20 protein-coding genes and 1 tRNA gene are annotated in these 23,946 nt (G+C 68.8%); 12 read left to right on the plus strand and 9 right to left on the minus strand.

Features of this window, described 5'->3' with window-relative positions; genetic code table 11:
• The first annotated feature begins 36 nt into the window (after nt 1–36).
• Both RU09_RS16015 and RU09_RS16020 read left to right on the plus strand, forming a co-directional pair.
• Nucleotides 37–1,686 (plus strand): sensor histidine kinase, encoded by a 1,650-nt coding sequence (locus tag RU09_RS16015; RefSeq protein ID WP_231567635.1) that lies wholly within the window; start codon nt 37–39, stop codon nt 1,684–1,686.
• Entirely contained in the window at nt 1,683–2,336 is a 654-nt protein-coding gene (locus tag RU09_RS16020) for a response regulator (protein WP_042541860.1), read from the plus strand. The genes RU09_RS16015 and RU09_RS16020 overlap by 4 nt, the downstream gene beginning before the upstream one ends.
• Nucleotides 2,337–2,370: 34 nt before the next feature.
• Here RU09_RS16020 and prfA read toward each other — a convergent pair whose 3' ends face one another.
• The 5 genes from prfA to lysA form a co-directional block, all read right to left on the minus strand.
• Nucleotides 2,371–3,450, minus strand: coding sequence for a peptide chain release factor 1 (prfA, locus tag RU09_RS16025; protein ID WP_042541861.1), 1,080 nt, complete (start codon nt 3,448–3,450; stop codon nt 2,371–2,373).
• Between the two features lie 11 nt (nt 3,451–3,461).
• Complete coding sequence (rho, locus tag RU09_RS16030) at nt 3,462–5,435, minus strand: transcription termination factor Rho (RefSeq protein WP_042541862.1); 1,974 nt, start codon at nt 5,433–5,435, stop codon at nt 3,462–3,464.
• Between the two features lie 197 nt (nt 5,436–5,632).
• Nucleotides 5,633–6,562: a homoserine kinase gene (thrB, locus tag RU09_RS16035; RefSeq protein ID WP_042541863.1), complete on the minus strand. Its 930-nt coding sequence runs from the start codon at nt 6,560–6,562 to the stop codon at nt 5,633–5,635.
• Between the two features lie 2 nt (nt 6,563–6,564).
• Complete coding sequence (locus tag RU09_RS16040) at nt 6,565–7,872, minus strand: homoserine dehydrogenase (protein WP_042541864.1); 1,308 nt, start codon at nt 7,870–7,872, stop codon at nt 6,565–6,567.
• Nucleotides 7,873–7,935: 63 nt separating this feature from the next.
• Entirely contained in the window at nt 7,936–9,345 is a 1,410-nt protein-coding gene (gene lysA / locus RU09_RS16045) for a diaminopimelate decarboxylase (protein WP_042541865.1), read from the minus strand.
• 150 nt (nt 9,346–9,495) lie between these two features.
• On the opposite strand from lysA, the gene RU09_RS16050 reads away from it, so the two are divergent.
• Nucleotides 9,496–10,551, plus strand: coding sequence for a YihY/virulence factor BrkB family protein (locus RU09_RS16050; RefSeq protein ID WP_042541866.1), 1,056 nt, complete (start codon nt 9,496–9,498; stop codon nt 10,549–10,551).
• Nucleotides 10,552–10,554: 3 nt separating this feature from the next.
• Here the strand turns inward: RU09_RS16050 and RU09_RS16055 are convergent, their stop codons facing one another.
• Nucleotides 10,555–11,415, minus strand: a complete 861-nt coding sequence (locus RU09_RS16055) for an LmeA family phospholipid-binding protein (protein ID WP_042541867.1) — start codon at nt 11,413–11,415, stop codon at nt 10,555–10,557.
• A gap of 39 nt (nt 11,416–11,454) precedes the next feature.
• Nucleotides 11,455–13,119 (minus strand): arginine--tRNA ligase, encoded by a 1,665-nt coding sequence (argS, locus tag RU09_RS16060; protein WP_042541868.1) that lies wholly within the window; start codon nt 13,117–13,119, stop codon nt 11,455–11,457.
• A 70-nt stretch (nt 13,120–13,189) separates the two neighbouring features.
• Between argS and RU09_RS16065 the strand changes: the two genes are divergently transcribed.
• From RU09_RS16065 to RU09_RS16080, 3 genes are all read left to right on the plus strand, one after another.
• On the plus strand, nt 13,190–14,002 hold the full coding sequence (locus RU09_RS16065; RefSeq protein ID WP_082041172.1) for an SGNH/GDSL hydrolase family protein: 813 nt from the start codon (nt 13,190–13,192) through the stop codon (nt 14,000–14,002).
• Nucleotides 14,003–14,018: 16 nt separating this feature from the next.
• A tRNA-Arg gene (locus tag RU09_RS16070) sits at nt 14,019–14,091 on the plus strand.
• Nucleotides 14,092–14,558: 467 nt separating this feature from the next.
• Nucleotides 14,559–14,819 (plus strand): hypothetical protein, encoded by a 261-nt coding sequence (locus tag RU09_RS16080; protein ID WP_042542156.1) that lies wholly within the window; start codon nt 14,559–14,561, stop codon nt 14,817–14,819.
• Nucleotides 14,820–15,013: 194 nt separating this feature from the next.
• Here RU09_RS16080 and RU09_RS16085 read toward each other — a convergent pair whose 3' ends face one another.
• Both RU09_RS16085 and RU09_RS16090 read right to left on the minus strand, forming a co-directional pair.
• Entirely contained in the window at nt 15,014–16,648 is a 1,635-nt protein-coding gene (locus RU09_RS16085) for a DHA2 family efflux MFS transporter permease subunit (RefSeq protein WP_042541870.1), read from the minus strand.
• A gap of 64 nt (nt 16,649–16,712) precedes the next feature.
• The gene (locus tag RU09_RS16090; protein WP_042541871.1) at nt 16,713–17,123 is read right to left on the minus strand and encodes a hypothetical protein; all 411 of its coding nucleotides are present in this window, start codon (nt 17,121–17,123) and stop codon (nt 16,713–16,715) included.
• A gap of 70 nt (nt 17,124–17,193) precedes the next feature.
• Here RU09_RS16090 and RU09_RS16095 point away from each other — a divergent pair, with 70 nt between their 5' ends.
• The 6 genes from RU09_RS16095 to RU09_RS16120 all read left to right on the plus strand — a co-directional run bounded on the left by RU09_RS16095 (nt 17,194) and on the right by RU09_RS16120 (nt 23,830).
• Nucleotides 17,194–17,637 carry a MarR family winged helix-turn-helix transcriptional regulator gene (locus RU09_RS16095; RefSeq protein WP_052493008.1) on the plus strand — a complete coding sequence of 148 codons (444 nt, stop codon included), beginning with the start codon at nt 17,194–17,196 and terminating at the stop codon, nt 17,635–17,637.
• Nucleotides 17,638–17,684: 47 nt separating this feature from the next.
• Nucleotides 17,685–18,107: an organic hydroperoxide resistance protein gene (locus RU09_RS16100; protein ID WP_042541872.1), complete on the plus strand. Its 423-nt coding sequence runs from the start codon at nt 17,685–17,687 to the stop codon at nt 18,105–18,107.
• Between the two features lie 44 nt (nt 18,108–18,151).
• Nucleotides 18,152–19,129, plus strand: a complete 978-nt coding sequence (locus RU09_RS16105) for a zinc-binding dehydrogenase (RefSeq protein ID WP_042541873.1) — start codon at nt 18,152–18,154, stop codon at nt 19,127–19,129.
• 100 nt (nt 19,130–19,229) lie between these two features.
• Nucleotides 19,230–21,668 carry a glycosyl hydrolase family 95 catalytic domain-containing protein gene (locus RU09_RS16110; protein ID WP_042541874.1) on the plus strand — a complete coding sequence of 813 codons (2,439 nt, stop codon included), beginning with the start codon at nt 19,230–19,232 and terminating at the stop codon, nt 21,666–21,668.
• The gene (locus RU09_RS16115) at nt 21,658–22,641 is read left to right on the plus strand and encodes an acetylxylan esterase (protein WP_042541875.1); all 984 of its coding nucleotides are present in this window, start codon (nt 21,658–21,660) and stop codon (nt 22,639–22,641) included. Before RU09_RS16110 ends, RU09_RS16115 begins: the two co-directional genes overlap by 11 nt.
• A 22-nt stretch (nt 22,642–22,663) precedes the next feature.
• Nucleotides 22,664–23,830: an ROK family transcriptional regulator gene (locus RU09_RS16120; RefSeq protein ID WP_052493009.1), complete on the plus strand. Its 1,167-nt coding sequence runs from the start codon at nt 22,664–22,666 to the stop codon at nt 23,828–23,830.
• Nucleotides 23,831–23,946 lie beyond the last annotated feature (116 nt).

The following is a 23,946-nucleotide window of genomic DNA, read 5'->3' on the forward strand; positions in this document are numbered from 1 at the left end:
GCATATTGCGCGATGGTCGCGTGCGAAGGGAACAGGGTGTCGAAGACGACGACGAGACCTCGGTTCGCGACACGGACGCTGCTGCTGCACCTCGGCACGGTCGCGCTCGTGGTCGCGCTGTGCACCGGTGTGTACCTCGCACTCGCCGTGCAGCAGCTGCGCGCCGAAGCCGAGTCGACCGCCCTCGGCATCGCGAGGACCCTGGCCGAGGACCCGCAGGTTCGCGCCGAGGTCGCGCGCATCTCCTCATTGCAGGAGACGCCGGAGGCCGAGGTGCTCAGAAACGGCGAGCTGCAGCGCATCGCGTCGGACGTGTCCGACCGCACCGGCGCGCTCTTCGTGGTGATCGCCGACTCGGACGGCATCCGCCTGGCCCACCCCACCAGCTCACGCATCGGTCACATTGTCAGCACGCCTTTCGAGGAGGTTCTCGCCGGGAACGAGGTCGTCGACTGGCAGACCGGCACCCTCGGCGAGTCGGCGAGAGCCAAGGTGCCGGTGCGTGACGAGGCCGGCGTGCCCGTCGGCGAGGTCAGCGTGGGGTTCGAGCGCACGGGAGTGTTCGACGACCTCCCACCCCTGCTCGCCGTGATCGGCGCCACAGCCGCGGGGGCGTTGTGCCTGGCGATCATCGCGTTCCTTCTGCTGCGTCGTCGCTGGGAGCGGCTCACGCTCGGCGTGCAGCCGGAAGAGCTCGTGGCGCTCGTGCAGAACCAGACAGCAGTGCTCAACGGCGTCGACGACGGCGTGCTCGCGGTCGACATCGCCGGCGTCGTGCGGGTCAGCAACGACGCGGTCGACCGTATGCTCGGCCTCGATTCGCCGGTCGGACATCGGCTGGCGGAACTCGGACTTCCTCCGGCTGTCGTCGAGACCGCGACGGGCAGGCGCACCACATCGACCGCGGTGGTGGGCGGACGCGTCCTGTACTTCGACTCCAGACCCGTCATCCGCGACGGGAGGCCGCTCGGAGACGTGCTGATCATCCGCGACCGCACCGACCTCATCGCGCTGACGGAGCGGCTGGAGACCGTGCGCGCGGTCACCACTGCGCTGCGCGTGCAGCGCCACGAGTTCGCCAATCGCATGCACGTGGTCGCCGGACTCATCGATGCGGCCAGGATCGACGACGCCAGAGGCTTTCTCGATGAGCTCGTCGAGCGGGGCTCGGTCGCGTTCCCCGTCGCCGGGCTCGAGCTGCTCAGCGATCCCTTCCTGCATTCGTTCCTCGGCGCCAAGGGCATCGAAGCCGGTGAGCGCGGCGTCGCGTTGCGCATCGCGGACGAGACCCAGCTGATAGGCAGTGTGGCAGAGCCGGAGGACGTCGCAGCCGTGCTGGGCAACCTCGTCGACAACGCGGTGAAAGCAGCCGCCTCCGGAGAGCGGATTCCCCGCTGGGTGGAAGTCGCGGTGCTGGGAGACGGTGACGCGCTGGTCGTCACGGTCGCGGATTCCGGGCCGGGACTCGCGGGGATCGATCCGATGGCGCCGCGGACGCCGGGTGAGGACGACCACGATCACGTGCACGGCCACGGTCTGGGCATCCCCCTGGCTCGAGACATCGCGCGCCGCCGTGGCGGAGACCTCTGGATCATCGACGCGGGAGGCGGGGAGCACGGCGCCGTTCTCGCCGCGCGCATCGGCCGCGCCGTGTCCGATACTCCGACGACCGAGGAGAAGCAATGACCGACCCCCTCCGCGTACTGATACTCGACGATGATTTCCGCGTCGGACTGCTGCATCAGAGCATCGTCGACGACCAACCGGGGTTCACCGCCCTGGAGCCGGTGCGGTCTCTCGCCGAGGCGAGGGAACGCATCCGCTCGGCGCGCCCTGACCTGCTCCTCGCCGATGTCTTCCTCCCCGACGGAGACGGCATCGCTCTGGTGCGGGAGGCCGGGATCGACGCGATCCTCATCTCGGCGGCTGACGACGCGCCCACCGTGCGCCGGGCGCTCAGATCAGGTGCCGTCGGATATCTGCTGAAGCCTTTCGACCGACGCGCGCTGATCGGCCTGCTCGAGCGCTACGCGCGGTACCGCAATCTGCTCGCCGGCGACCGGCCCCTGCGTCAGGAGGACGCCGACCGTGCTCTGGCGATCCTGCACGGCGCCGGAGAACCGGTGTCGGTCTCGCGTTCGGCGACGGAGCAGCTGGTGCTCGCCGCACTCGGCGATGGCGAGGCCTCGGCGGCCGAGATCGGGGAGCTCGTCGGGATATCGCGCGCCACTGCACAGCGTCACCTCGCGGCTCTCGCTGCACGCACCGTCGTGGAGGTGCGGCTGCGCTACGGCGCGACCGGACGACCCGAGCACCGGTACGCGGCCCGCACCTGATCCGAGCACGGGCGAGGACAGACGCGCGATCGGCTCAGGAGTCGGAGCCCACCGCGGCGAGCCGGGCCTCTTCGTCTGCCTGGATGGCACTGACGATGATCGGCTCGAGCGCACCGTCCATCACCTGGTCGAGGTTGTAGGCCTTGAAGCCGGTGCGGTGGTCGGCGATCCGGTTCTCGGGGAAGTTGTACGTGCGGATGCGCTCCGAACGATCCATCCCGCGGATCTGCGACTTGCGCGCGTCGGATGCCGCTGCATCCAGCTCCTCCTGCTGCTTCGCGAGCAGTCGCGCTCGGAGCACGCGCATCGCCGCCTCACGGTTCTGCAGCTGGGACTTCTCGTTCTGCATCGACACGACGATGCCGCTCGGCAGGTGCGTGATGCGCACAGCGGAGTCCGTGGTGTTCACCGACTGGCCGCCAGGGCCCGATGAGCGGAACACGTCGATCTTCAGGTCGTTCTGGTTGATGGCGATCTCGTCGGGCTCATCGACCTCGGGGAACACCAGCACTCCGGTGGTCGAGGTGTGGATGCGCCCCTGCGACTCGGTGGCCGGCACGCGCTGCACGCGGTGCACGCCGCCCTCGTACTTCAGGTGCGCCCAGACGCCCTGGGCCGGGTCGGTCGACGACCCCTTGATCGCGACCTGGACATCCTTGTAGCCGCCGAGGTCGGACTCGTTCCGCTCGAGCAGCTCGGTCTTCCATCCCTTGGACGCCGCGTACTGGATGTACATGCGGAGCAGATCTGCGGCGAACAGCGCCGACTCGGCACCGCCCTCCCCCGCCTTGATCTCCATGATCACGTCGCGTGCATCGTCGGGGTCACGAGGGATGAGCAGACGCCGGAGCTTCTCCTGCGCCGTCTGCAGACCCTCTTCGAGGGACGGGACCTCGGCGGCGAACGCCTCGTCGTCGCGAGCGAGCTCACGCGCAGCGTCCAGATCCTCGGATGCCGCCACCCAGGCCTCATAGGCGGCGACGATCCTCGACAGCTCGGCGTAGCGACGATTGACGCGCTTCGCCCGAGCAGCATCGGCGTGCACCGCCGGGTCGGAGAGTTCCTCCTGCACCCGGCGATGCTCGTCGATCAGAGTCTGGACGGACTCGAACACGTCAGCTCCGCTCAGCGGATGTTGTTGTCGTGACCGTGCGCGCCCGAAGGCAGCGTCGGGATCGACTTCTGCATCTGCACGAGGAACTCGACGTTCGAGTGGGTCTCCTTGAGCTTGCCCAGGACGACCTCGAGCGCCTGCTGCTGGTCGAGGCCCGCGAGGGCTCGGCGCAGCTTCCAGGTGATCTTGACCTCGTCGGTCGACAGCAGCATCTCTTCGCGGCGGGTGCTCGACGCGTTCACGTCGACGGCCGGGAAGATGCGCTTGTCGGCGAGCTGACGCGACAGGCGCAGCTCGCTGTTGCCGGTGCCCTTGAACTCCTCGAAGATGACCTCGTCCATCTTGGAGCCGGTCTCGACGAGAGCCGTGGCGAGGATCGTGAGGGATCCGCCGTTCTCGATGTTGCGCGCAGCGCCGAAGAAGCGCTTGGGCGGGTACAGCGCCGAGGCGTCGACACCACCCGAGAGCACCCGTCCGGATGCCGGAGCCGCGAGGTTGTACGCACGGCCGAGACGCGTGATCGAGTCGAGCAGCACGACGACGTCGCGGCCCAGCTCGACGAGACGCTTGGCACGCTCGATGGCGAGCTCTGCGACCGTGGTGTGGTCTTCGGCAGGACGGTCGAACGTCGAGGCGATGACCTCGCCCTTGACCGTGCGCTCCATGTCGGTGACCTCTTCGGGGCGCTCGTCGACGAGCACGACCATGAGGTGGACCTCGGGGTTGTTCTGAGCGATCGCGTTCGCGATCTGCTGCAGGACGATCGTCTTGCCGGCCTTGGGCGGTGCGACGATGAGGCCGCGCTGTCCCTTGCCGATCGGAGCGACGAGGTCGATGATGCGCTGGGTCAGCTTCTCGGGCACCGTCTCGAGGCGCAGACGCTCCTGCGGGTAGAGCGGGGTGAGCTTGCCGAACTCCACGCGGGTCGCGGCGTCGTCGATCGACAGGCCGTTGATCGAGTCGACCTTCACGAGGGCGTTGTACTTCTGGCGCCCCTGCTGCTCGCCTTCGCGCGGCTGCTTGATCGAGCCGACGATCGCGTCGCCCTTGCGCAGGTTGTACTTCTTGACCTGTCCGAGGGAGACGTACACATCGCTCGGGCCGGCGAGGTAGCCGGTCGTGCGCACGAACGCGTAGTTGTCGAGCACGTCGAGGATTCCGGCGATCGGAACGAGGACGTCGTCCTCACCGATCTCGGTGTCGAACTCGTCGGTCGGCACACCACCGCGGCGCTTGTTGCGCTGACGGTTGCGGCCGTTGCCGCCCTCGTCTTCGGCGGGTGCGCTCTGCTGCTGCTGCTGAGGCTGCTGCTCGCCGCCCTGTGCGGTGCCGTTCTGACCGCGACCGCGGTTGCGGCTGCGGTTCCGGTTGCGGTTGCGGCCGCCCTGCTCCTCGCCGCCGTCAGCGGAGTCGGAGGACGAGTCGGCGGCGGAGGTCGCGTCGGCCGGTGCGGCCTCGGCGGGCTTCTCGGTCGCAGGAGCCTCGGTCTCGGCCGCGGGCTTCTTCGCCGTGCGGCGTCCGCGGCCGGTGGTCTTCTTCTGCTCGTCGGTCGAGCCGGCAGCGTCAGCAGAGCCGGCTGTGTCAGCGGAGTCGCTGCTGTCGGCGGTCTTCGCAGCGGGGGCCTCGGCGGGCGCTGCGGGAGCCGATGAGGAGGGTGCAGAGGCCTCGACGGCTGCGGAAGCCTCGGCGGTCTCGGCGTCGGCCTTCTTCGCACGGCTGCGGCGGGGGGCCTTGGCCTTGGGAGCCGCGTCGGCGGCAGGCGCCTCGGCAGCGGGGGCCTCGGGCGCCGGTGTGCTGTCTGCGGACGCAGCAGCCTTCTCGGCCTTCGCGGCGGCCGATGCGGTGCTCGCTCGGCGCGGCGCGCGCTTGCGGGCCGGGGCCACCTCGGTCGCGGCAGTCGTCGCGGCGTCGGAGCTCGCGGCCTTTGCCGGAGCCTCGGCGGCAGTCGCCGCCTGGTCGTTCTGGGTCTCGGAGAAATTCTCCACGAGTACTCCCTCTTTGGTCTCGGGGACATGAGCGGCACGCGCACAACGGGTGCTGCGCGCGATCGCACGGACTGACGCTCGGCGTCAGTCAGCCTCTGCACTGGGTTCTCGGAAAGAACGAAGTTCTCGGTGAGAGCAGTGTCACAGGGGTTTGCGTGCGGGTCTTGCAGAGTTGCAATGGGGCCAGATTCACGCAGTTACGTGGAGCCCTCCGCTCGATTCCCCACTGTACCACCACGCACGTCGACCGCGAGCAGCAGCGCATCCCACGGGGTGTCGGTCGTCGATGCGGCGAGTTCCATGGCGTCCTGACGGCTTCCCGGGCCGTCGGCGAGCACGAGCACGCTGGGACCGGCACCGGAGACCACGGCGGCGAAGCCCGCCGCACGGAGCGTCTGGACCAGCCGCTGAGTCTCGGGCATCGCCTCGGCTCGGTAGTCCTGATGAAGGCGGTCGGCCGTCGCGTCGAGCAGCAGTTCAGGGCTCTGCATGAGTGCGGCGATCAGCAGTGCCGAGCGCGAGACGTTGAACACCGCATCCGCCGTCGAGACCTGAGGCGGCTGCAGCGAGCGCGCCTTCGTGGTCGACATCGTGTACGAGGGCACGAGCACGAGCGGCGACACACCGCGGTGCACGAGCAGCTTCTTGTGCTGCGCTCCGCGCTCACCCATCCACGCGATCGTCAGCCCGCCGAACAGCGCGGGCGCCACGTTGTCGGGGTGTCCTTCGATCTCGGTGGCAAGGCGGAGCATGTCCGCGTCACTGATCTCGACATCACCCTCGAGCAGCCCCTTGGCCGCGAGGATGCCTGCCGCGACCGCAGCACCTGAGGATCCGAGTCCACGACCGTGCGGCACGCCGTTCTCGGCGACGATGCGCAGCCCCGGGAGGGGCCGCTCGACGTCCGCGTACACATGCGAGATCGTGCGGACGATGAGATTCGAGTCGTCACGGGGGATCTCGGCTGCTCCGGAACCGGAGACCTCGATCTCGAGCGCTCCCGCAGGGAGCTCCGTCACCAGGAGCGTGTCGTAGACGCTGAGCGCGAGTCCGAGGGTGTCGAATCCAGGGCCGAGGTTGGCACTGGTCGCCGGGACCGTCACCTCGACTGTGCGCCCCGCCGCCATCGTCACTCGCCTTCCACGCGGAGCACCGAGACGACCCGTTCGACGACAGAGCTGTCGGCGAGCGCATCGACCGTGGCGCTGAGCGCGGCATCCGTGGCCCGGTGCGTGCCGATGACGAGGCGAGCGGTGGGCTCGTCCTCTCCTTCGACGGTCTGCACGACAGTGGCGACCGAAACGGCTCCATCGCTCAGGATCCCGGCGACGGTCGCCAGCACGCCCGGAGCGTCCGCGACCTCGAGAGTGATCTGGTAACGGGTCGTGACGTGACCGATCGGCACCACAGGGAGGTTCGCTCTGGTGGACTCCCCCACGCCGACACCGCCGGCGATGTGCCGGCGAGCGGCCGACACGACGTCTCCGAGCACAGCGGATGCCGTCTGCACTCCGCCGGCGCCTGCACCGTAGAACATCAGCGACCCTGCGGCCTCCGCCTCGACGAAGACGGCGTTGTTGGCTCCGTGCACCGAGGCGAGCGGGTGAGACGTGGGGACGAGTGCCGGGTAGACGCGCACTGAGATCGACTCGGTGCCGTTGGCCTCGATGCGCTCGCAGACGGCGAGCAGCTTGATCACGAAGCCGGCGGCGCGCGCCTCGTCGATCATCGACGCCGTGATCGTCGTGATGCCCTCGCGGTACACGGCGTCGAGCGGAACCGCAGTGTGGAATGCGAGACTCGCGAGGATCGCGGCCTTCTGGGCGGCGTCGTATCCCTCGATGTCGGCGGTCGGGTCTGCTTCGGCATAACCGAGGCGCTGCGCGTCGGAAAGGACGTCGGCGAAGTCGGCGCCCTCGGTCTCCATGCGATCGAGGATGTAGTTGGTCGTGCCGTTCACGATCCCCATGATGCGCACCACGCGGTCGCCGGCCAGCGAGTCGCGCAGCGGGCGGATGATCGGGATCGCACCGGCAGCGGCCGCTTCGTAGTAGACGGATGCGCCCACGCGGTCGGCCGCCTCGAACAGCTCGGGACCATGCGTCGCCAGCAGCGCCTTGTTGGCCGTGACCACATCGGCTCCGGAGCCGATCGCCTGCAGGATGCTCGTGCGCGCCGGCTCGATGCCGCCGATCAGCTCGATCACGATGTCGGAGCCGAGGATCAGCGACTCTGCATCCGTCGTGAACAGCTCCTTGGGCAGATCGGTCTCGCGCGGCGCATCGAGGTTGCGCACCGCGATGCCGGCCAGCTCCAGCGTGGCACCCGCGCGGTCGGCGAGTTCGTCGCCGTGGCGAAGAAGGAGGGCGGCCACCTGGGAGCCGACCGCTCCGGCGCCGAGGAGCGCCACCCGAAGTCGTCGGTACTCAGTCGTCATTGCATCTCTCCTTAGGAGGGTTGATCAGTCGTGCTACGTCGGGGACCGCGTCGTTCGCGCGGATCACCCGTGGTTCTCGGATGCCCCGACGCCGACATCGCGTGCCAGGACGTCGGCGATGGTCTCGCCGCGGACGATGATCGCCGACCGGCCATCGCGCACGGCGACGATCGGAGGGCGAGGGACGTGGTTGTAGTTGCTGGCGAGCGGCGCGCAGTAGGCGCCGGTGGAGGGAACAGCCAGCAGGTCGCCCGGAGAGACATCGGCGGGCAGGTACTCGTGGTCGACCACGATGTCGCCGGACTCGCAGTGCTTGCCGACCACCCGGCTGAGCTGCGGCTCCCCTGAGCCGAGCCGCGAGGCGAGACGAGCCGAGAACTGCGCTTCGTAGAGCGCCGTCCTGGCGTTGTCGCTCATGCCGCCGTCGACGCTGATGTAACGCCGAGTGGCTCCGGTGTCGAGCGCGACGTCCTTGGTGGTTCCGACCTCGTAGATCGTCACCCCGGCGGTGCCCACGATCGCCCTGCCCGGCTCGAACGACAGGGCGGGCACGGCGATCCCGCGTGCGGCGCAGCCCTCCGCGACGGCGGCGACGATCTCGCCCGCGAGCATCTCGATCGGCGTGGGGTCGTCGACGCTCGTGTATGCGATGCCGAAGCCTCCGCCGAGGTTGAGCTGAGGCACCGGTCCACCCTCGAGCAGCGCGGCGTGCAGCTCGAGCACCCGCTCCGCCGACTCGCGGAAGCCCGCGACGCCGAAGATCTGCGATCCGATATGGCAGTGGAGTCCGGCGAATTCGATGCCGGGGATCTCGCGGATGCGGGCGACCGCCTGCTCGGCGTCGGGGAGCGGGAAGCCGAACTTCTGGTCTTCGTGGGCCGTCGCCAGAAAATCGTGGGTCTCGGCGTGCACGCCGCTGATGACCCGCACCAGCACGCGCTGCACAGCGCCCGTCCTGGCGGTGATCGCCGCCAGACGCTCGATCTCGATCGCACTGTCGACGATGATCGTGCCGATGCCCACCTCGACGGCGCGCTCGAGCTCGGCGACCGACTTGTTGTTGCCGTGGAAGCCCAGGGATGCCGGAGCGACGCCCGCTGCGAGCGCGACCTCCAGCTCGCCGCCGGTGCACACGTCGATGCGGAGTCCTTCGTCGATCACCCAGCGCGCGATCGTCGTGGTCAGCAGCGCCTTGCCCGCGTAGTACACCTGCGCGGTCGTGCCGTATTCGCTCGCCGCCGCGTCGAAAGACGAGCGGAAGGCGCGGGCGCGGGAACGCACCTCGTCCTCGTCGATCACGAGCAGCGGCGTACCGTACGTCTCGGCGAGAGCGGTCGCGGAGATGCCGGCGATCCGCAGTTCTCCGTCGGCGCCGCGGACTGCGGAGGCGGGCCACACAGCGGCGGGAAGATCATTCACGTCGCCGGGCACGACGAGCCATTCCGGGGCGAGCGAGTCGGCAGGGGAAAGCAAGGAACACCAATCGTGGGACGAGTCTCGGGCGGATACGCGCACTGCGAGGTTGCCCCCGATTCTAGGGCACCGTGCATGCCGCATCAGTCATGGTGACGCTCGGCGTCAACCCCCTGCGGACACATCCTGCCGACTCGTAAGGTGGTGGAGATGAGCACCGAATCCGCAGCACCCGATGCCCGACGCCCCGGCCTGATCGCGCGCGTCAGCACTGCGACGATCCGCTGGGCTCTGACCCGTCGTCCGGTGCGGGCCTTCCTCCTCTACTCGGAGCGTCGGGGCCCGATGCTGGCCGACAGCGTGACCTACCGCGCGCTGTTCAGTGTGTTCGCCGCCGTTCTCCTCGGCTTCTCGATCGCCGCACTGTGGCTCGCCGGCAATCCGGACGTCTGGGATGCGATCATCTCCGCCGTTCAGTCCGTGGTGCCCGGTCTCATCGGCGAAGACGGCGTCGTGAATCCCGACGACCTCAAGGAGCCGATCTCGCTGTCGATCGCGGGCGCCGTCTCGACGGTCGCTCTGATCGGCTCAGCGCTCGGCGCCGTGGGATCCCTGCGCACGGCGGTGCGAGTCCTGGCTGGAACCGCGCACGCCGACGTGCTGTTCATCTGGGTCATGCTCCGCAACCTGCTGCTCGCAGTGGGTGTCGCCGTGCTGTTCATCGCTGCAGCGGCCGTCACTTTCGCCGGTCGGCTCGGGATCACCTGGATCAGTGGTCTGCTCGGCATCCCCGAGGATTCGCCCGTCGCATCCTGGGGCATCCGGATCGTCTCGCTGATCGTCGTACTGGCGCTCGACACCGTGCTCATCGCGGGCGTGTTCCGGCTGCTCTCCGGTCTCCGTCCCCCGGGGCGCTCCCTCTGGATCGGGGCTCTCATCGGCGGCGTCGGGCTGCTCGTGCTGCAGGAGCTCTCCGGGCTGTTCATCGGGGGCGCGACGAGCAATCCGCTGCTCGCGTCCTTCGCCACGCTGCTGGCGCTGCTGATCTGGCTCAACCTGTCGACCCAGGTCATCCTGATCTCGTGCGCATACATCGTCACGTCGGAGGAAGAGCGCAAGGACCGCGTGCATGCCCGGTTCGGCGCGACGACCTTCCCGCAGCGACGCGTGCAGCGAGCTGAGGCCGAAGTCGCGCTCGCGACGTCGGAGCTTCGCGCGGCCCAGCAGGCCGAACGGGAAGCCCGCCTCGGTTCCGACGACGACTGAGCGTCATCCCTGAGGGCAGGTGCCCTTCTCGAGCAGACTCTCGTCGGTGGCGATGGCACCGTCGACGTCGACGTCGATCACGGCCTCCGCTCCATCGATCTCGAGGTCGGTAAGTGTGATGCCCGCGGGCAGCTGATCGGCGATGCAGATGCGCTGCGTCTCGGTGAGCCGTTCCCCGAGTGCGCCGAGGGTCGATCCGACCTGATCCGCGTCGACCTCGAGTCCGCCGATGGTCAGCCCGACGGGGGTGAGCTCGAGGTCTCCCTCCGCGACGCCAGGAGTCACCGTGAGGGAGATCGGGATCGCGATGCCCAACACGCTCACGGAGCCCGCTACCGTCGCGTTCGGCGTGTCGAGCGTGACGGTGTCGATGGGGAGGTCGGTGTCGGACAGCAGATCCGTGAACTGCGACTCATCGATGCGGATGGTGCCGGAAGCGCCGCGCAGGTCACCGCCGCGCAGCGGGACGCCCGTGGCAGTGACGTCGACGGCGCCGGTGATCCCCTCCAGGGTCACGGAGTCGGTGGTGAGGTGCAGGCTGTCGAGCGTGCCACCGATCAGCTGAGGCAGCAGGATGCCGTCAGCCTCGACCGCCAGCTCCTGGTCAGCGGGCAGATCGAGCTGTCCGATCACGATGCCCCGCACTATGCCGGGCAGGACAGCCCGCGCGATGAGCTCCGCCGCCACGACGAGAGCGGCGAGCACCACGACGACGATCAGCAGCACCCATGGCCACCGCTTGCGCTTGCGTGCGGGTGCGGCGACACCGTCGACGGGCGCACCATCCTTGCCGCCGGGGATCACGAGCGTCGGATGCTCGGAATCCGCAGCGGGGTAAGGAAGGGTGTGGTTGTCGTCGCTCATGCTGCCATCCTGCCCTACGACGCCGGACGGCAACCGGAGTCACATGCGCTCTGGCGCAGACACACCGAGCAGGTCGAGTCCGTTGCGGAACACCTGCCCTGCGGCGTCGTTGAGCCACAGACGCGTGCGGTGCACCGTCTCGACAGGATCGTCGCCCTGTGGGATGACCCGGCAGTTGTCGTACCAGCGGTGGTAGAGGCCCGCGAGCTCTTCGAGGTAGCGCGCGACCCGGTGCGGCTCGCGCACCTCAGCCGCGAACGCGACGATGCGAGGGAACTCCTGCAGGGCGCCGAGAAGCGCGCTCTCGGTCTCGTGCGTGAGCGTCTCGGGAGCGAACTCCGAACGATCCACCCCGGAGTCGGCGGCGTTGCGCGCGACGTTGTGCGTGCGAGCATGCGCGTACTGGACGTAGAACACCGGGTTGTCGTTCGTGCGCTTCTGCAGCAGCTCGGGGTCGAGTGCGAGAGGAGAGTCGGCGGGCGAACGCTCGAGCGAGTAGCGGAGAGCGTCGGTGCCCAGCCACTCGCGCAGATCGTCCATCTCGATGATGTTTCCGGCGCGCTTGCTGAGACGTGCACCGCCCACCGAGACCAACTGCCCGATCAGCACCTCGACGTTCTTCTCGGGGTCCTCCCCTGCCGCGCCCGCGATCGCCTTGAGGCGGTGGACATAGCCGTGATGGTCGGCGCCCAGCAGGTACAGCTTGTACTCGAAGCCGCGATCGCCTTTGTTGAGGTAGTACGCGGCGTCGGCGGCGAAGTAGGTGTACTCGCCGTTGGAGCGACGGATCACACGATCTTTGTCGTCGCCGAAGTCGGTCGTGCGCACCCAGACAGCGCCCTCGTGGTCGAACACGTGCCCCTGCTCGCGCAGACGATCGACGGCACGATCGACGAAGCTGACTCCGTCTTCGTCTTTGGCGTGCAGAGTGCGCTCCGAGAACCACACGTCGAAATCGACGTTGAACTTCGAGAGCGACTGCTTCTGCTCTTCGAGCTGGAAGCCGTAAGCGAGTTCGCGCGTCACGACCACCTGCTCGTCGCCGGGCAGGTCGAGCAGGTCGGGGCGCGCAGCGAGCACCCGTGCGGCGAGGTCGCCGATGTAGCTGCCGGCGTATCCGCCCTCGGGGGTGGGCTCACCCTTGACTGCGGCCAGCACCGAGTTGGCGAAGCGCTCCATCTGCACGCCGGCGTCGTTGATGTAGTACTCCCTGGCGACCTTCGCGCCTGAGGCCGCGAGCACCCGGGCGATCGCGTCGCCCAGCGCCGCCCAGCGGGTGTGGCCGATGTGCAGCGGTCCGGTCGGGTTCGCGCTGACGAACTCGATGTTGATGCTGCGCCCGGCCTGGGTGTCGTTGTGCCCGTACTCGGCACCGGCGTCGACGATCACCTTCGCCAGTGCGCCGGCTGCAGCCGCATCCAGGCGGATGTTGATGAACCCGGGCCCCGCGACCTCTGCGCTCTGCACGCCGTCGACCTGCGCGAGCCCGTCCGCGATCTGCTGCGCGAGCTCACGGGGGTTCGTGCCGAACGGCTTCGCCAGGCGCATCGCGATGTTCGAGGCCCAGTCTCCGTGATCGCGGTTGCGAGGACGCTCGAAGACGATGTCTGCTGCGGTGAGTCCGAGCGGCTCGCCAGGACGTCGTTCCTCGGCGATCGGTGCGAGGACGGCGAGGAGGGCTGTGGCGAGCGTTTCAGGGTTCATAGGCCTCCCAGTTTACGGCGCGTCACGCGTCGGAATTTGCGCGGGCGGGATCGTGATCTACAGTCATGCCATGAAGGCCGCCCCCGCCCGCCGCCGTCTGCCCGTCGCAGGCCTCGCCGTCGCCGTGATCCTTGCGCTCGCCGCGGTCGTCCTCGGTGTCTGGCGCCCGTGGGTTCCCGTGCCGTCCTCGGCACCCGTCGGTGCGGCCGCCGTCGCGAACGAAGACGCCGTCGCGATCGCGCCGGTTCCGCTCCATCTTCCCGAGCATCCGACCGTGCTCGTGTTCGGCGATTCCTGGACCTACGGATCGGCTGCGACCGACCCGACCCTCGGCTACGCCTATCAGCTCGCCGCCCTGATCGACGGCGAGACGATCGTCGACGGCGTCCGCGGCAGCGGCTACCTCAAGCCCGGACTCGACGGCCCCGCCTTCGGCGAGCGCATCGCCTCTCTGGACCCCGCGCTCAGCCCCGACCTGATCATCCTGCAGGGGTCGATCAACGACCGGGCACAGGGCGAGGCCGGGTACCGAGAGGCCGTCACCGCCGCGTGGGATGCGATGGCCGCGAAGTATCCGGAGGCGACGATCGTCATCCTGGGCCCGGCGCCCCACGAGCTGCCCGTGGGCGCCGAGACCGCTCGCATCGACGCCGATCTCGGCGAACTCGCCGCGGCTCGCAGCTGGTGGTACATCTCCCCCGTCGCTCAGGACTGGATCACCGAGCAGAACTATCTGTCGGTCATCGACGTCGAAGTGGGCCGCAAGCACCCGTCGACGGACGGCCACCGTTACCTCGCCGAAAAACTGGCCGCGGCGCTGGGCGAACTGGGCGACGCGCCGGTGACCGAAGCCGGTGGGTCGGAGACCACTCCCGAGCAGTGATATTGTCGATCGGTACGCCTCCGTAGCTCAGTGGATAGAGCGCCGGTTTCCGGTACCGTAGGTCGCAGGTTCGACTCCTGTCGGGGGCACACACATCAACTCCACGAGAAAGCCGCCTGGGTTCAGGCGGCTTTTCTCGTTGGTGGTATGCGCGACGTGAGCGCACGACACGAAGTCAGGCGTCGTCGGCCGTCACGGCGTTACCCCAGACCCAGCATCGAAACGTGGTCTCGCCGGCACGGAACTCTATACCTGCGGCAGATGGCGTGGAGCGCGCGAGCTTGGCGTCCACACGAATGGCCTCCGGCCCGAACCGCACCCACGCGCGGACTGCACGGTATGGCTGCGGGTAGATGGTGACCGGCTGTTCTCGAAGTGCGAGTTCGCGGTCAGTCAGGGACTGGAGGGGTCCGGATCGAGCGGCCGCGAGGATCGCCTGGTGCTGGGAGCGCATGTCGTAGTGAGCAGCGAGACGCTTGCTAGACCCCATGCCGGCTCCCTTCTCCGGCCTGAGTTCAGGGTAGCAACATTCGAAGCTATGTTCTATTCTGAACTCATGCGACCGATGACCGATCACCTCCCGGCAACCCTATGGATGGTCGACGACATTCCGTCGCGCATGGTCTTCGCGGGGCACCGATGGAGGGTGTCCGACACCCCTACGCGCCTACGTCACTCGATCTGGTCCGCATCGGCGACTCAGCATCACGGGCTCTATGGATGGCGCTTCCAGGGCACGAACGACGACGGGTTGTCGCTGGTGTTCGATGTCTTCAGGGGCGAGGACGGCTGGCACGTCCACCGCAGCTACGACTAGTCCGCTCACCCTGCTCGTGCGCACTCTGGTGCTCGAAGGCGACCCGAGCACGACATGGCTTCGGTGGCTCTCCGGTGACCGGAATGCGGTTCCTTCAGAGGAGCACCCCGCAGGGCAGAGACCTGAAACGAGACCCCGGCGTCGACGTTCCGCACGCGACCACCGATCAGGCGATCGCTAGGACACGGCCTCCGTCAATCGGATGCGCCGCTCCCCGGCGCTGCATCTGCGGCCGCTGCGTCCTCGTCCCGGCGTGGCTTGGCGCCCGCACCGGCGCCGAGCGAGATCGTCGAGAGCAATCCGAGCGACAGGAACCCCGCCGCCGTGCACGCGGCGAACCGGGTGCCGTCGGAGAACGCCGACTTCGCATCGTCTGCGATCTCGGCGGTCTCGGGCTGCGCCTCGAGCCCGCTGATCGCCGCGCCGGCGCTGTCGACGACGGACGACACGATCTGATCGCGCTGCTCGACCGGAAGCCCCCGTGCATCGAGTGACGATGAGAGGATCCCGGCCGTGCTCGTGAACAGCACGGTCCCGAGCACGGCGACACCGAGCGCCGCACCGAGCTGGCGCGACGTCGACTGGGTGCCCGACGCCGCGCCGCTGTCATCGACCGGCACGTCGGCGAGCACGACACCCGTCAGCTGAGCTGTGGCGAGGCCGACACCGAGTCCGTAGACGAAGAGGAACGGGATGAGGGGCACCCACGACGCGTCTGGGGCGATGACGAAGCCGACGCCTGCGACGCCGATGATCTCGGCCAGAAGTCCCGCCCGCACGACCCAGACCGGAGCGATCTTGCCGCTCGCCGCGCCCGCCGCACCGCTGGCCACGAACGACCCGCCGGCCAGGGCGAGCAGCAGCAGGCCCGTCTGCAGCGCATCGAACCCCAGGACGAACTGCAGCCACAACGGCAGCGCGAGGATGATGCCGAACTCGCCCAGAGACACCACTGTCGCCGCTATGTTGCCGTTGCGGAACGACGGAATGGAGAACAGACGCAGGGCGAGAAGGGTCGACCTGCCGCGGCGCTCCCGGTGCACGCCCCACGCGATGAAGGCGACGAGGGCGACGACGGCCAGCGCGAAGGCGAACGGGATCGGAGACACGTCCAATGGCCAGGTCCAGTCGCCGATCTGCGGACGCTGGTCGACGAACCACCACCCGTAGGTACGCCCCTCGATCAGACCGAACACGAGACTCGCCATCGTGATCACCGCGAGGATCGCTCCGACGGCGTCGATCTTCGACGTCCGATCGCTGCGCGATTCGGCGACCGTGAGCAGCACCCCGATGATGATGACGATTCCGAGCGGGATGTTGATGCCGAAAGCCCAGCGCCAGGAGAACGCCGTCGTCAGCCATCCCCCGAGCAGAGGGCCGACAGCTGCCATACCGCCGATCGTCGAGCCCCATACCGCGAAGGCGATGCCGCGCTCGCGGCCTCGGAACGTCGCATTGATGATCGACAGTGTCGTCGGCAGGATCATCGCCCCGCCGACTCCCTGCGCAAGACGGGCCAGGATCAGCATCCCACCGTCCGCTGCGAACGCCGCGAGCACCGAGGACGCCGCGAAGACGACGACGCCGATGAGCATCACGCGCCGTCGTCCGAAACGGTCCGCCAGACTGCCGAACACGAGGAGCAGGGCGGCGAACACCAGCGTGTACGCCTCCTGCACCCACTGCACCTCGGTCGAGGTGATACCCAGATCGTCGACGATCGCCGGAATCGCCACATTCACGATCGTCGAATCGACGATGATCAGCGACACGGCGATGCTGATGAAGACCAGGCCCACCCAGCGCAGGCGAATGTAGCGTTCCATGACTACTAGCCTAGCTAGCAATTAGACAGGTGTCACGAATCTGCTCACCGCCTCTCAGCGGCAATCAGTCGGCGTGCGTCTCCGCGGCCGGACGATCGACGATCCTCCGAACACCACCCCTTGCGAGCATGAGCACGATGATGAGCGCGGTCACCTGCAGGAACCCACCCAGATACACGGCGTCACCGAAGACCCACGCCACGATCTCGAGCACGAGGAACTTGCTGCCGGGAAGGACGAGGAGCAGCGCGGCAACGTTCAGCACTCTGACCCAGCGGCTGTGCGTGCCGCGGATGCGCGCCATGATGCGCTTCTTCACATAGAGCACTCCCTCGAGCACGACCTTGAGCAGCACCGCCGTCAGCAGGGCGAGAAGGAATGACTCGGAGATGACCTCGGGGAACAGCTGGATGAAGACGCCGAGCACCACGAGGTAGACGAAGATGTCGACGAGGTCGACGGGACGGAGCCGCACGGCCTCATCGTAGCGAGGACTCGAACACGATTAGATTGTGCACAATCTAATCGTGTGCAATGCTTGAGAGATGGCCGTGACCGATGAGATGGTGTGCTTCTCGCTGTATTCCGCCGCCCGAGCGACGACGCAGGCCTACCGAGCCCTCCTCGCACCCTGGGGTCTCACCTACCCGCAGTACCTGGTGCTCGCGATCCTCTGGATGGAGGGCGAGCAGACGATCGGGTCGCTGGGCGACGCGATGCAGCTCGATTCGGGCACCCTCTCCCCCCTCGTGCGTCGCCTCGAGCAGGCGGGCTACGTGATCCGAGCCCGCAGCTCTGCCGATGAGCGGGTCGTCACGGTGGGGCTGACCGAGGCGGGCACGGCGCTGCGCACCGAGGTCGCGCCTGTCCACACCACGATCGCAGCCCTCGCCGGCATGCAGGACGACGACCAGCGTCACCGCCTGATCGCCGAGCTGCAGGAGCTCACCGAGCGGCTGCAGAAGACAGGCGCCACCCCGCACCCCTGACGCGCACACCGCGCGCCGACTGACCACAACCGGAAGGAATCCACACCATGGAAGCTCTCTACACCGCCGAGGCCCTCGCCACAGGAGCCGGCCGCGACGGCCGCGTCGCCACGAGCGAAGGCAACCTCGAGCTCGACCTCGCCATCCCCAAGGAGATGGGCGGCAGCGGAGACGGCGCCAACCCCGAGCAGCTGTTCGCCGCCGGTTACGCCGCGTGCTTCCACTCCGCACTGCAGTCGGTCGCCCGCACGCAGAAGGTGAAGATCACCGACTCGTCGGTCGGTGCCCGCGTGCAGATCGGATCCAACGGCGAGGGCGGTTTCGGGCTCGCCGTGCAGCTCGAGGTCGTCATCCCCGACCTCCCCCACGACCAGGCCCAGGCCCTCGCGGACGCCGCCCACAAGGTGTGCCCCTACTCCAACGCGACCCGCGGCAACATCGACGTCGAGATCACCGTCACCGACGACTGATCCACCCCGAACATCCCCCACGACCGATCCCACGAGGAGACACAATGCGCGCACTCACCCATGACACCTTCGGCGATCCCGAACAGGTTCTGACCGTCACCGAACGCCCCACCCCCGAGCCCGGCCCGGGTCAGGTGCGGCTGAAGATCGTGCTGTCGCCGATCCACAACCACGACCTCTGGACCATCCGGGGCACCTACGGCTTCAAGCCCGAGCTGCCCGCGGCATCCGGCACCGAGGCCCTCGGCATCGTCGATGCTCTCGGCGAGGGCGTCGACAGCCTGGCAGTCGGACAGCGGGTCGCCACCGGCGGCACGTTCGGCGCCTGGGCCGAGTACGTGGTCGCGAACGCCGCAGGTCTCATCCCGGTTCCCGAGTCGCTCAGCGACGAGAGCGCGGCACAGCTCGTCTCGATGCCGTTCAGCACCATCAGCCTGCTGCAGTTCCTGGGGGCCGAGAAGGGCGACTGGATCGTCCAGAACGCGGCGAACGGCGCGGTCGGACGCATGCTCGCCCAGCTCGGCGCCGCTCGTGGCGTCAATGTCATCGGCCTCGTGCGCCGCTCGGCCGGCGTCGACGAGCTCCGCGAACAGGGCATCGAGAACGTCGTCTCGACCGACGACGACGGCTGGCGCGAGCAGGTCGCCGAGATCACCGGCGGCGCGCACATCGCCTTCGGCATCGACTCCGTGGGCGGATCGTCTGCGGGAGACGTGCTGTCGCTCCTCGGAGAGGGCGGCACACTCGTCGCTTTCGGCGCCATGAACTCGCCCACGATGGAGATCGCCTCGGGAGACGTCATCTTCAAGCAGGCGACCGTCAAGGGCTTCTGGGGCAGCAAGGTCATCCAGACGATGGATGCCGCCACACGCGGCGCTCTGTTCGGCGAACTCATCCAGCGCGTCAGCGACGGCACCCTGACCCTGCCGGTCGCCGGGGTCTTCGACGCCGCAGACGCCGCGGACGCTGTGCGTGCGAGCAACACCGCCGGCCGCGTGGGCAAGGTGCTTCTGAAGTTCTGATCTCGGCGAGGCGCAGGGTGTTCCGCATTACTTGACAGCGGCAATTAATGCCGCATACGCTGACGGTGACATCGAGATCGATCGAACACACCGGAGTGCGATGACCGACACACTGCGCCTCACCTGGGACGCCCCCGCCACCCAGTGGGAGGAGGCGACTCCACTCGGCAACGGCCGCATCGGCGCCATGTCATTCGGCGGATCGGACGGTCGCTATCAGCTCAACGACTCGACGATCTGGTCGGGAACACCCGACGGCCCCGCGCGCGCACTGCAGAACGTGCGCGCGAAGGGCGCCGGCCCCGAACGTCTCGCGGCGGTACGCGAGGCACTCAGCGCCGGTGACGTGCGCATCGCCGAGGGCCTCCTCATGGCCTTCGAGGGTCCCTACTCCCAGGAGTTCCTGCCCCTCGCCGACCTGCACGTCCGCGTGCACGAAGCCGATGAGGATGCCGACCTGTCCGCTCCGTGCCGCGTCCTCGATCTCGACTCGGCGACGCTCACCGAGACACTCCGGACCCCGAACGGGGACGTCATCCGTCGATCCTGGATCTCGGCTCCGGCACAGGTCCTGATCATCGAGCTCACCTCGACCGTCGAGTTCGCGGCGACCGTCGAGCTGTCCACGCCCCTGCGCGGTCGCATCGTCGATGCGCACGATGCGCACGATGCCCTCGTCCTCGACGTCCAGGCGCCGATCGACGGCGCTCCGCTGCACGAGGACTCGGTCGATCCCCTGCGCTACACCGATGACGACACCGAGTTCGATGCCTATGCGGCCGTCGCCGTGTCGCTCGACTCGGACGGCGAGGTGCGTCGAACCGGCGATCACCTCATCGTCCGCCATGCCCGCCGCCTGCTGATCGCCCTGTCCACATCGTCGCGCGCCGGGTCGTGGTGGGCCGACGCCGACGGGGACTGGCGGACCGCCTCTCGGGAGGCGATCCGGGATCGCGCACGAGCGAGAGCGGAGACCGCGGCTCAGCGCGATGTCTCCGCCCTCTTCGCCGAGCACGTCGCCGACCGGCGACGCATCACTCGGGCGCGATTCGCGATCGGCAGTCGGCGTGAGGGCGAGTGGAGCGTCGACCGCGATGTCCTTCACGGCTCCGACCCTCTGCTGCGCGCGACCGTCGCCGCCGAATTCGGGATGTACCTCCTCGCCTCCAGCTCTCGCGCGGGCAGCCCCGCCGCGAACCTGCAGGGCATCTGGAACGACCAGCTGCAGCCCGCCTGGTCGTCGAACTACACGATCAACATCAACACCGAGATGAACTACTGGGCGGCTCCGATGCTGCTCGACCCCGATGCGCTCGAGCCGCTCCTCTCGCTCGTCGAGCTGCTCGCACGCACGGGCACCGACACCGCGCGCGAGCTCTACGGAACGCGCGGGTGGGTCGCCCACCACAACAGCGACGTCTGGGGCTGGAGCCTGCCAGTGGGCGACGGCCACGGCGCCGCGAGCTGGGCGATCTGGATGATGGGCGGAGTATGGCTCACCCACAATCTGTGGGACGCGTACGAGTTCGGCGGAGACACCGAGCTGCTGCGCGCACGGATCTGGCCGCTGATGCGCGGTGCGGTGGAATTCTGCCTCGACTGGCTCGTGCCGGGTGCCGACAGCCACCTGCACGCCTCCCCCTCGACCGCGCCCGAGAACTCCTACGTCGCCGCCGACGGCCGGCCGACTCCCCTCGGCCTGACCGCGACCTCGGACCTCAGCCTCATCGGCGCGCTGTTCGAGCGCGCACTCGTCGCGATCGATGCGCTCGGCCTCGACGATGCGCTCGAAGCCGAGGTGAGAGAGGCGCTCGCAGCTGTCGCACCCCTGCAGGTCGGCTCAGACGGGCGCCTGCTCGAATGGTCCGCGGAGGTCGAAGAGCACGAACCTCTGCATCGGCACCTCTCCCCCGTCGTCGGTCTGTTCCCGCTCGACCTGGTGACACCCGAGCGCACCCCCGAGCTGTTCGACGCCTCCGTGCGGCTGATCGACGCCCGCGGTCCCGGCGCGATGGGCTGGTCGTGGGCCTGGAAGGTGGCGCTGCGCGCCCGAGCACGGCAGGGCGAGGTCGCCGCCTCGCTGCTCGAGGAGGCACTCACCCCGTTCGACGGCGACGCCACCCGGCACGGCCCGGTCGACGGGTCGGAGTGGGGCGGCCTTCTGCCCAACCTGTTCAGCACGCATCCGCCGTTCCAGATCGACGGCAACCTCGGCTTTCCTGCCGCGATCGCCGAGATGCTCGTGCAGAGCCACGGCGGCACGGTCCGCCTGCTTCCCGCGCTCCCCGTCTCGTGGGATCACGGAGACGTCCAGGGGGTGGCTGTGCGCCCCGGCCTCGTGCTCGACATCGCCTGGGTGGGCGGGCGGGTGACCTCCGGCATCCTCCGCAATCCCGGTGACCGCGACAGGCACGTCACCGTCTCGGATGGCGACGACCGGGTGGCGGAGATCCTGGTGCCCGCCGGCGGGCAGGTCGACCTCGCGCGTCACGGCTTCGGCTCTGTCGAGGCAGACGAGGCGGAGTCCCGTGCACGGTGAGACGCGTCTCATCGACGCGCCCACCACTCAGACCGAGCCCGAGGATTTCGACGTCTTCTGGGCGGACACGATCGAGAAGACCCGCAGCCGTCCCCTCGATCTCACCGTCACCGCGCACCCCACGCGACTCACGCAGATCGACGTGTTCGACGTGTCGTTCCGAGGATTCGGCGGAACACCCATCCGCGCCTGGCTGCGCGTGCCGCACGGCGCCGCAGGACCACTTCCGGGGCTGGTGCAGTTCTTCGGCTACGGCAACGGCCGCGGCCACGCACTGCGCGATCTGCGATGGGCATCGGCCGGCTACGCCCACCTGGTCGTCGACGCCCGCGGGCAGGGGCACGGCGACACCGACGACGACCACGCCGACGGCGGCCCCTCGGCCGGCGGTTTCCTCACCCGCGGCATCCGCTCGCGCGAGGAGTACTACTACCGCCGGGTCTATGCGGATGCCGTGCGAGCGGTCGACGCCCTCCGCACCATCGACCTCGTCGACGCCGAAGGAGTCGGTGCGGTCGGGGCGAGCCAGGGCGGGGGGATCGCGCTCGCGATCGCCGGCCTCGTGCCGGACCTTGCCGCCGTGATCGTGCAGGCCCCGTTCCTCTGCGAGCTCGACCGGGCGGCGGTGCTGAGCTCCGAGCATCCGTACGCGCTGCTCACGCAGTATTTCGCGGACCGTCGCAATGACACCGCGGCCGCTCTCGAGACTCTTCGGTATTTCGACGGCATCACCCATGCGAAGCGCGCGAACGCCCCGGCGCTGCTCAGCACGGGACTCCTCGACGGCATCGCACCACCCGACACGGTGCTTCCCGCGTTCACCGCATACGGCGGCCCCAAGACCGTGGTGCTCTGGCCGTACAACGGACACGAAGCCGGCGGGGACCTCGACGAGGAGAACGCGCTGGAGTTCGCAGCCGAGCATCTCGGTGCGCGCGCGCCCGACCGCCTGGCGGCGGATTCGCTACGATAGCCGACACGACCCGAAGGACCCGATGGACCACGACACCGTAGCGCGTACCACCCTGATCCGCTCGGCGTCCGACGCGGGATCCCGGGTCTTCGAGACGATCCTGACGCGCAGCCCCATCAGCAGGATCGACATCGCCCGCCAGACCGGGCTGTCCCAGGCCGCCGTCACGAAGGCCGTCGCCCCGCTCGTCGCCGCCGGCCTCGTCGATGCACCGCCGGCCTCGCACCGCGACGGCACCCCCGGGCGGCCCGTGAGCCCGGTGTCCATCGTCCTCGAGGCGATGGTCATGATCGGCGTCAAGGTCAACGTCGACGAGGTCATCGCCGTCGCCACGGACCTCGCGACCACCGTGCTGGCCAGCGAGCGCCGCGCCCTCCCCGCCGACGATCCCCGCACCGTGATCGAGACGATCTCCGAGATCGTCGATGCCCTCGAGACCCAGCTCGGGGCGAGCGCCTCGGCGATCGCCGGCATCGGCGTCGCCGTCTCGGGCGACGTCGACAGCTCCACCGGCATCGTCCGCGAGTCGAACATCATGGGCTGGGCCGATGTGGCGCTCGGAGACCTCCTGCAGGAGCGCCTTCCCTGGCCCGTCACCGTGGAGAACGACGTCCATGCCCTGACGATCGGCGAGCACTGGTTCGGAGTCGGTCTCGGCACCGCATCCTTCGCCATCGTCACGATCGGACGCGGCATCGGCAGCGGCCTGCACCTCAACGGCGAGGTCGTCAGCGGCGCGTTCGGCGTCGCGGGTGAGATCGGCCACCTGCCGCTCGCCGACCCGTCTCTCGTCTGCCCGTGCGGCCGCCGCGGCTGCGTCGAGGCGGCCGCATCGACGGGCGCGATCGAGTCAGCCGTATCGGCCGCCCTCGGACGCCCGATCGCCATCGATGAGGCCGTGGCCCTCGCCCATGCGGGCGACCCTGACGCCGATGCCGCGTTCCGAGAAGCCGCCCGCCTCATCGGCACGGCGATCGCCACCCTCGTGAACCTCACCGGCCCTGAGGTCGTCATCATCGGCGGAGAGGGCGTCTCCGACTTCGATCTCTTCGAGAAGACGCTGCACGATGCGTTCGACGCGCACGCGTTCGGCGCTGCGGCGCGCTGCCGCATCCTGACCCGGCCCCACACGTTCGAGGACTGGGCGCGAGGCGCATCCGCCGCCGCCATCCAGTCGCTCGTGCGCTGACCGTCGGCCACAGCTCTTCGACCGGAGGGAGCGGATGCCGTCGGCATCCGCTCCCTCCGCTGCGCATCCGCTCCTGCGACGGCCAGACGCAGAAGTGCGCGAGACGGATGATCCGT

Source organism: Microbacterium sp. MEJ108Y (assembly GCF_000834175.1).
Lineage (GTDB): Bacteria > Actinomycetota > Actinomycetes > Actinomycetales > Microbacteriaceae > Microbacterium > Microbacterium forte.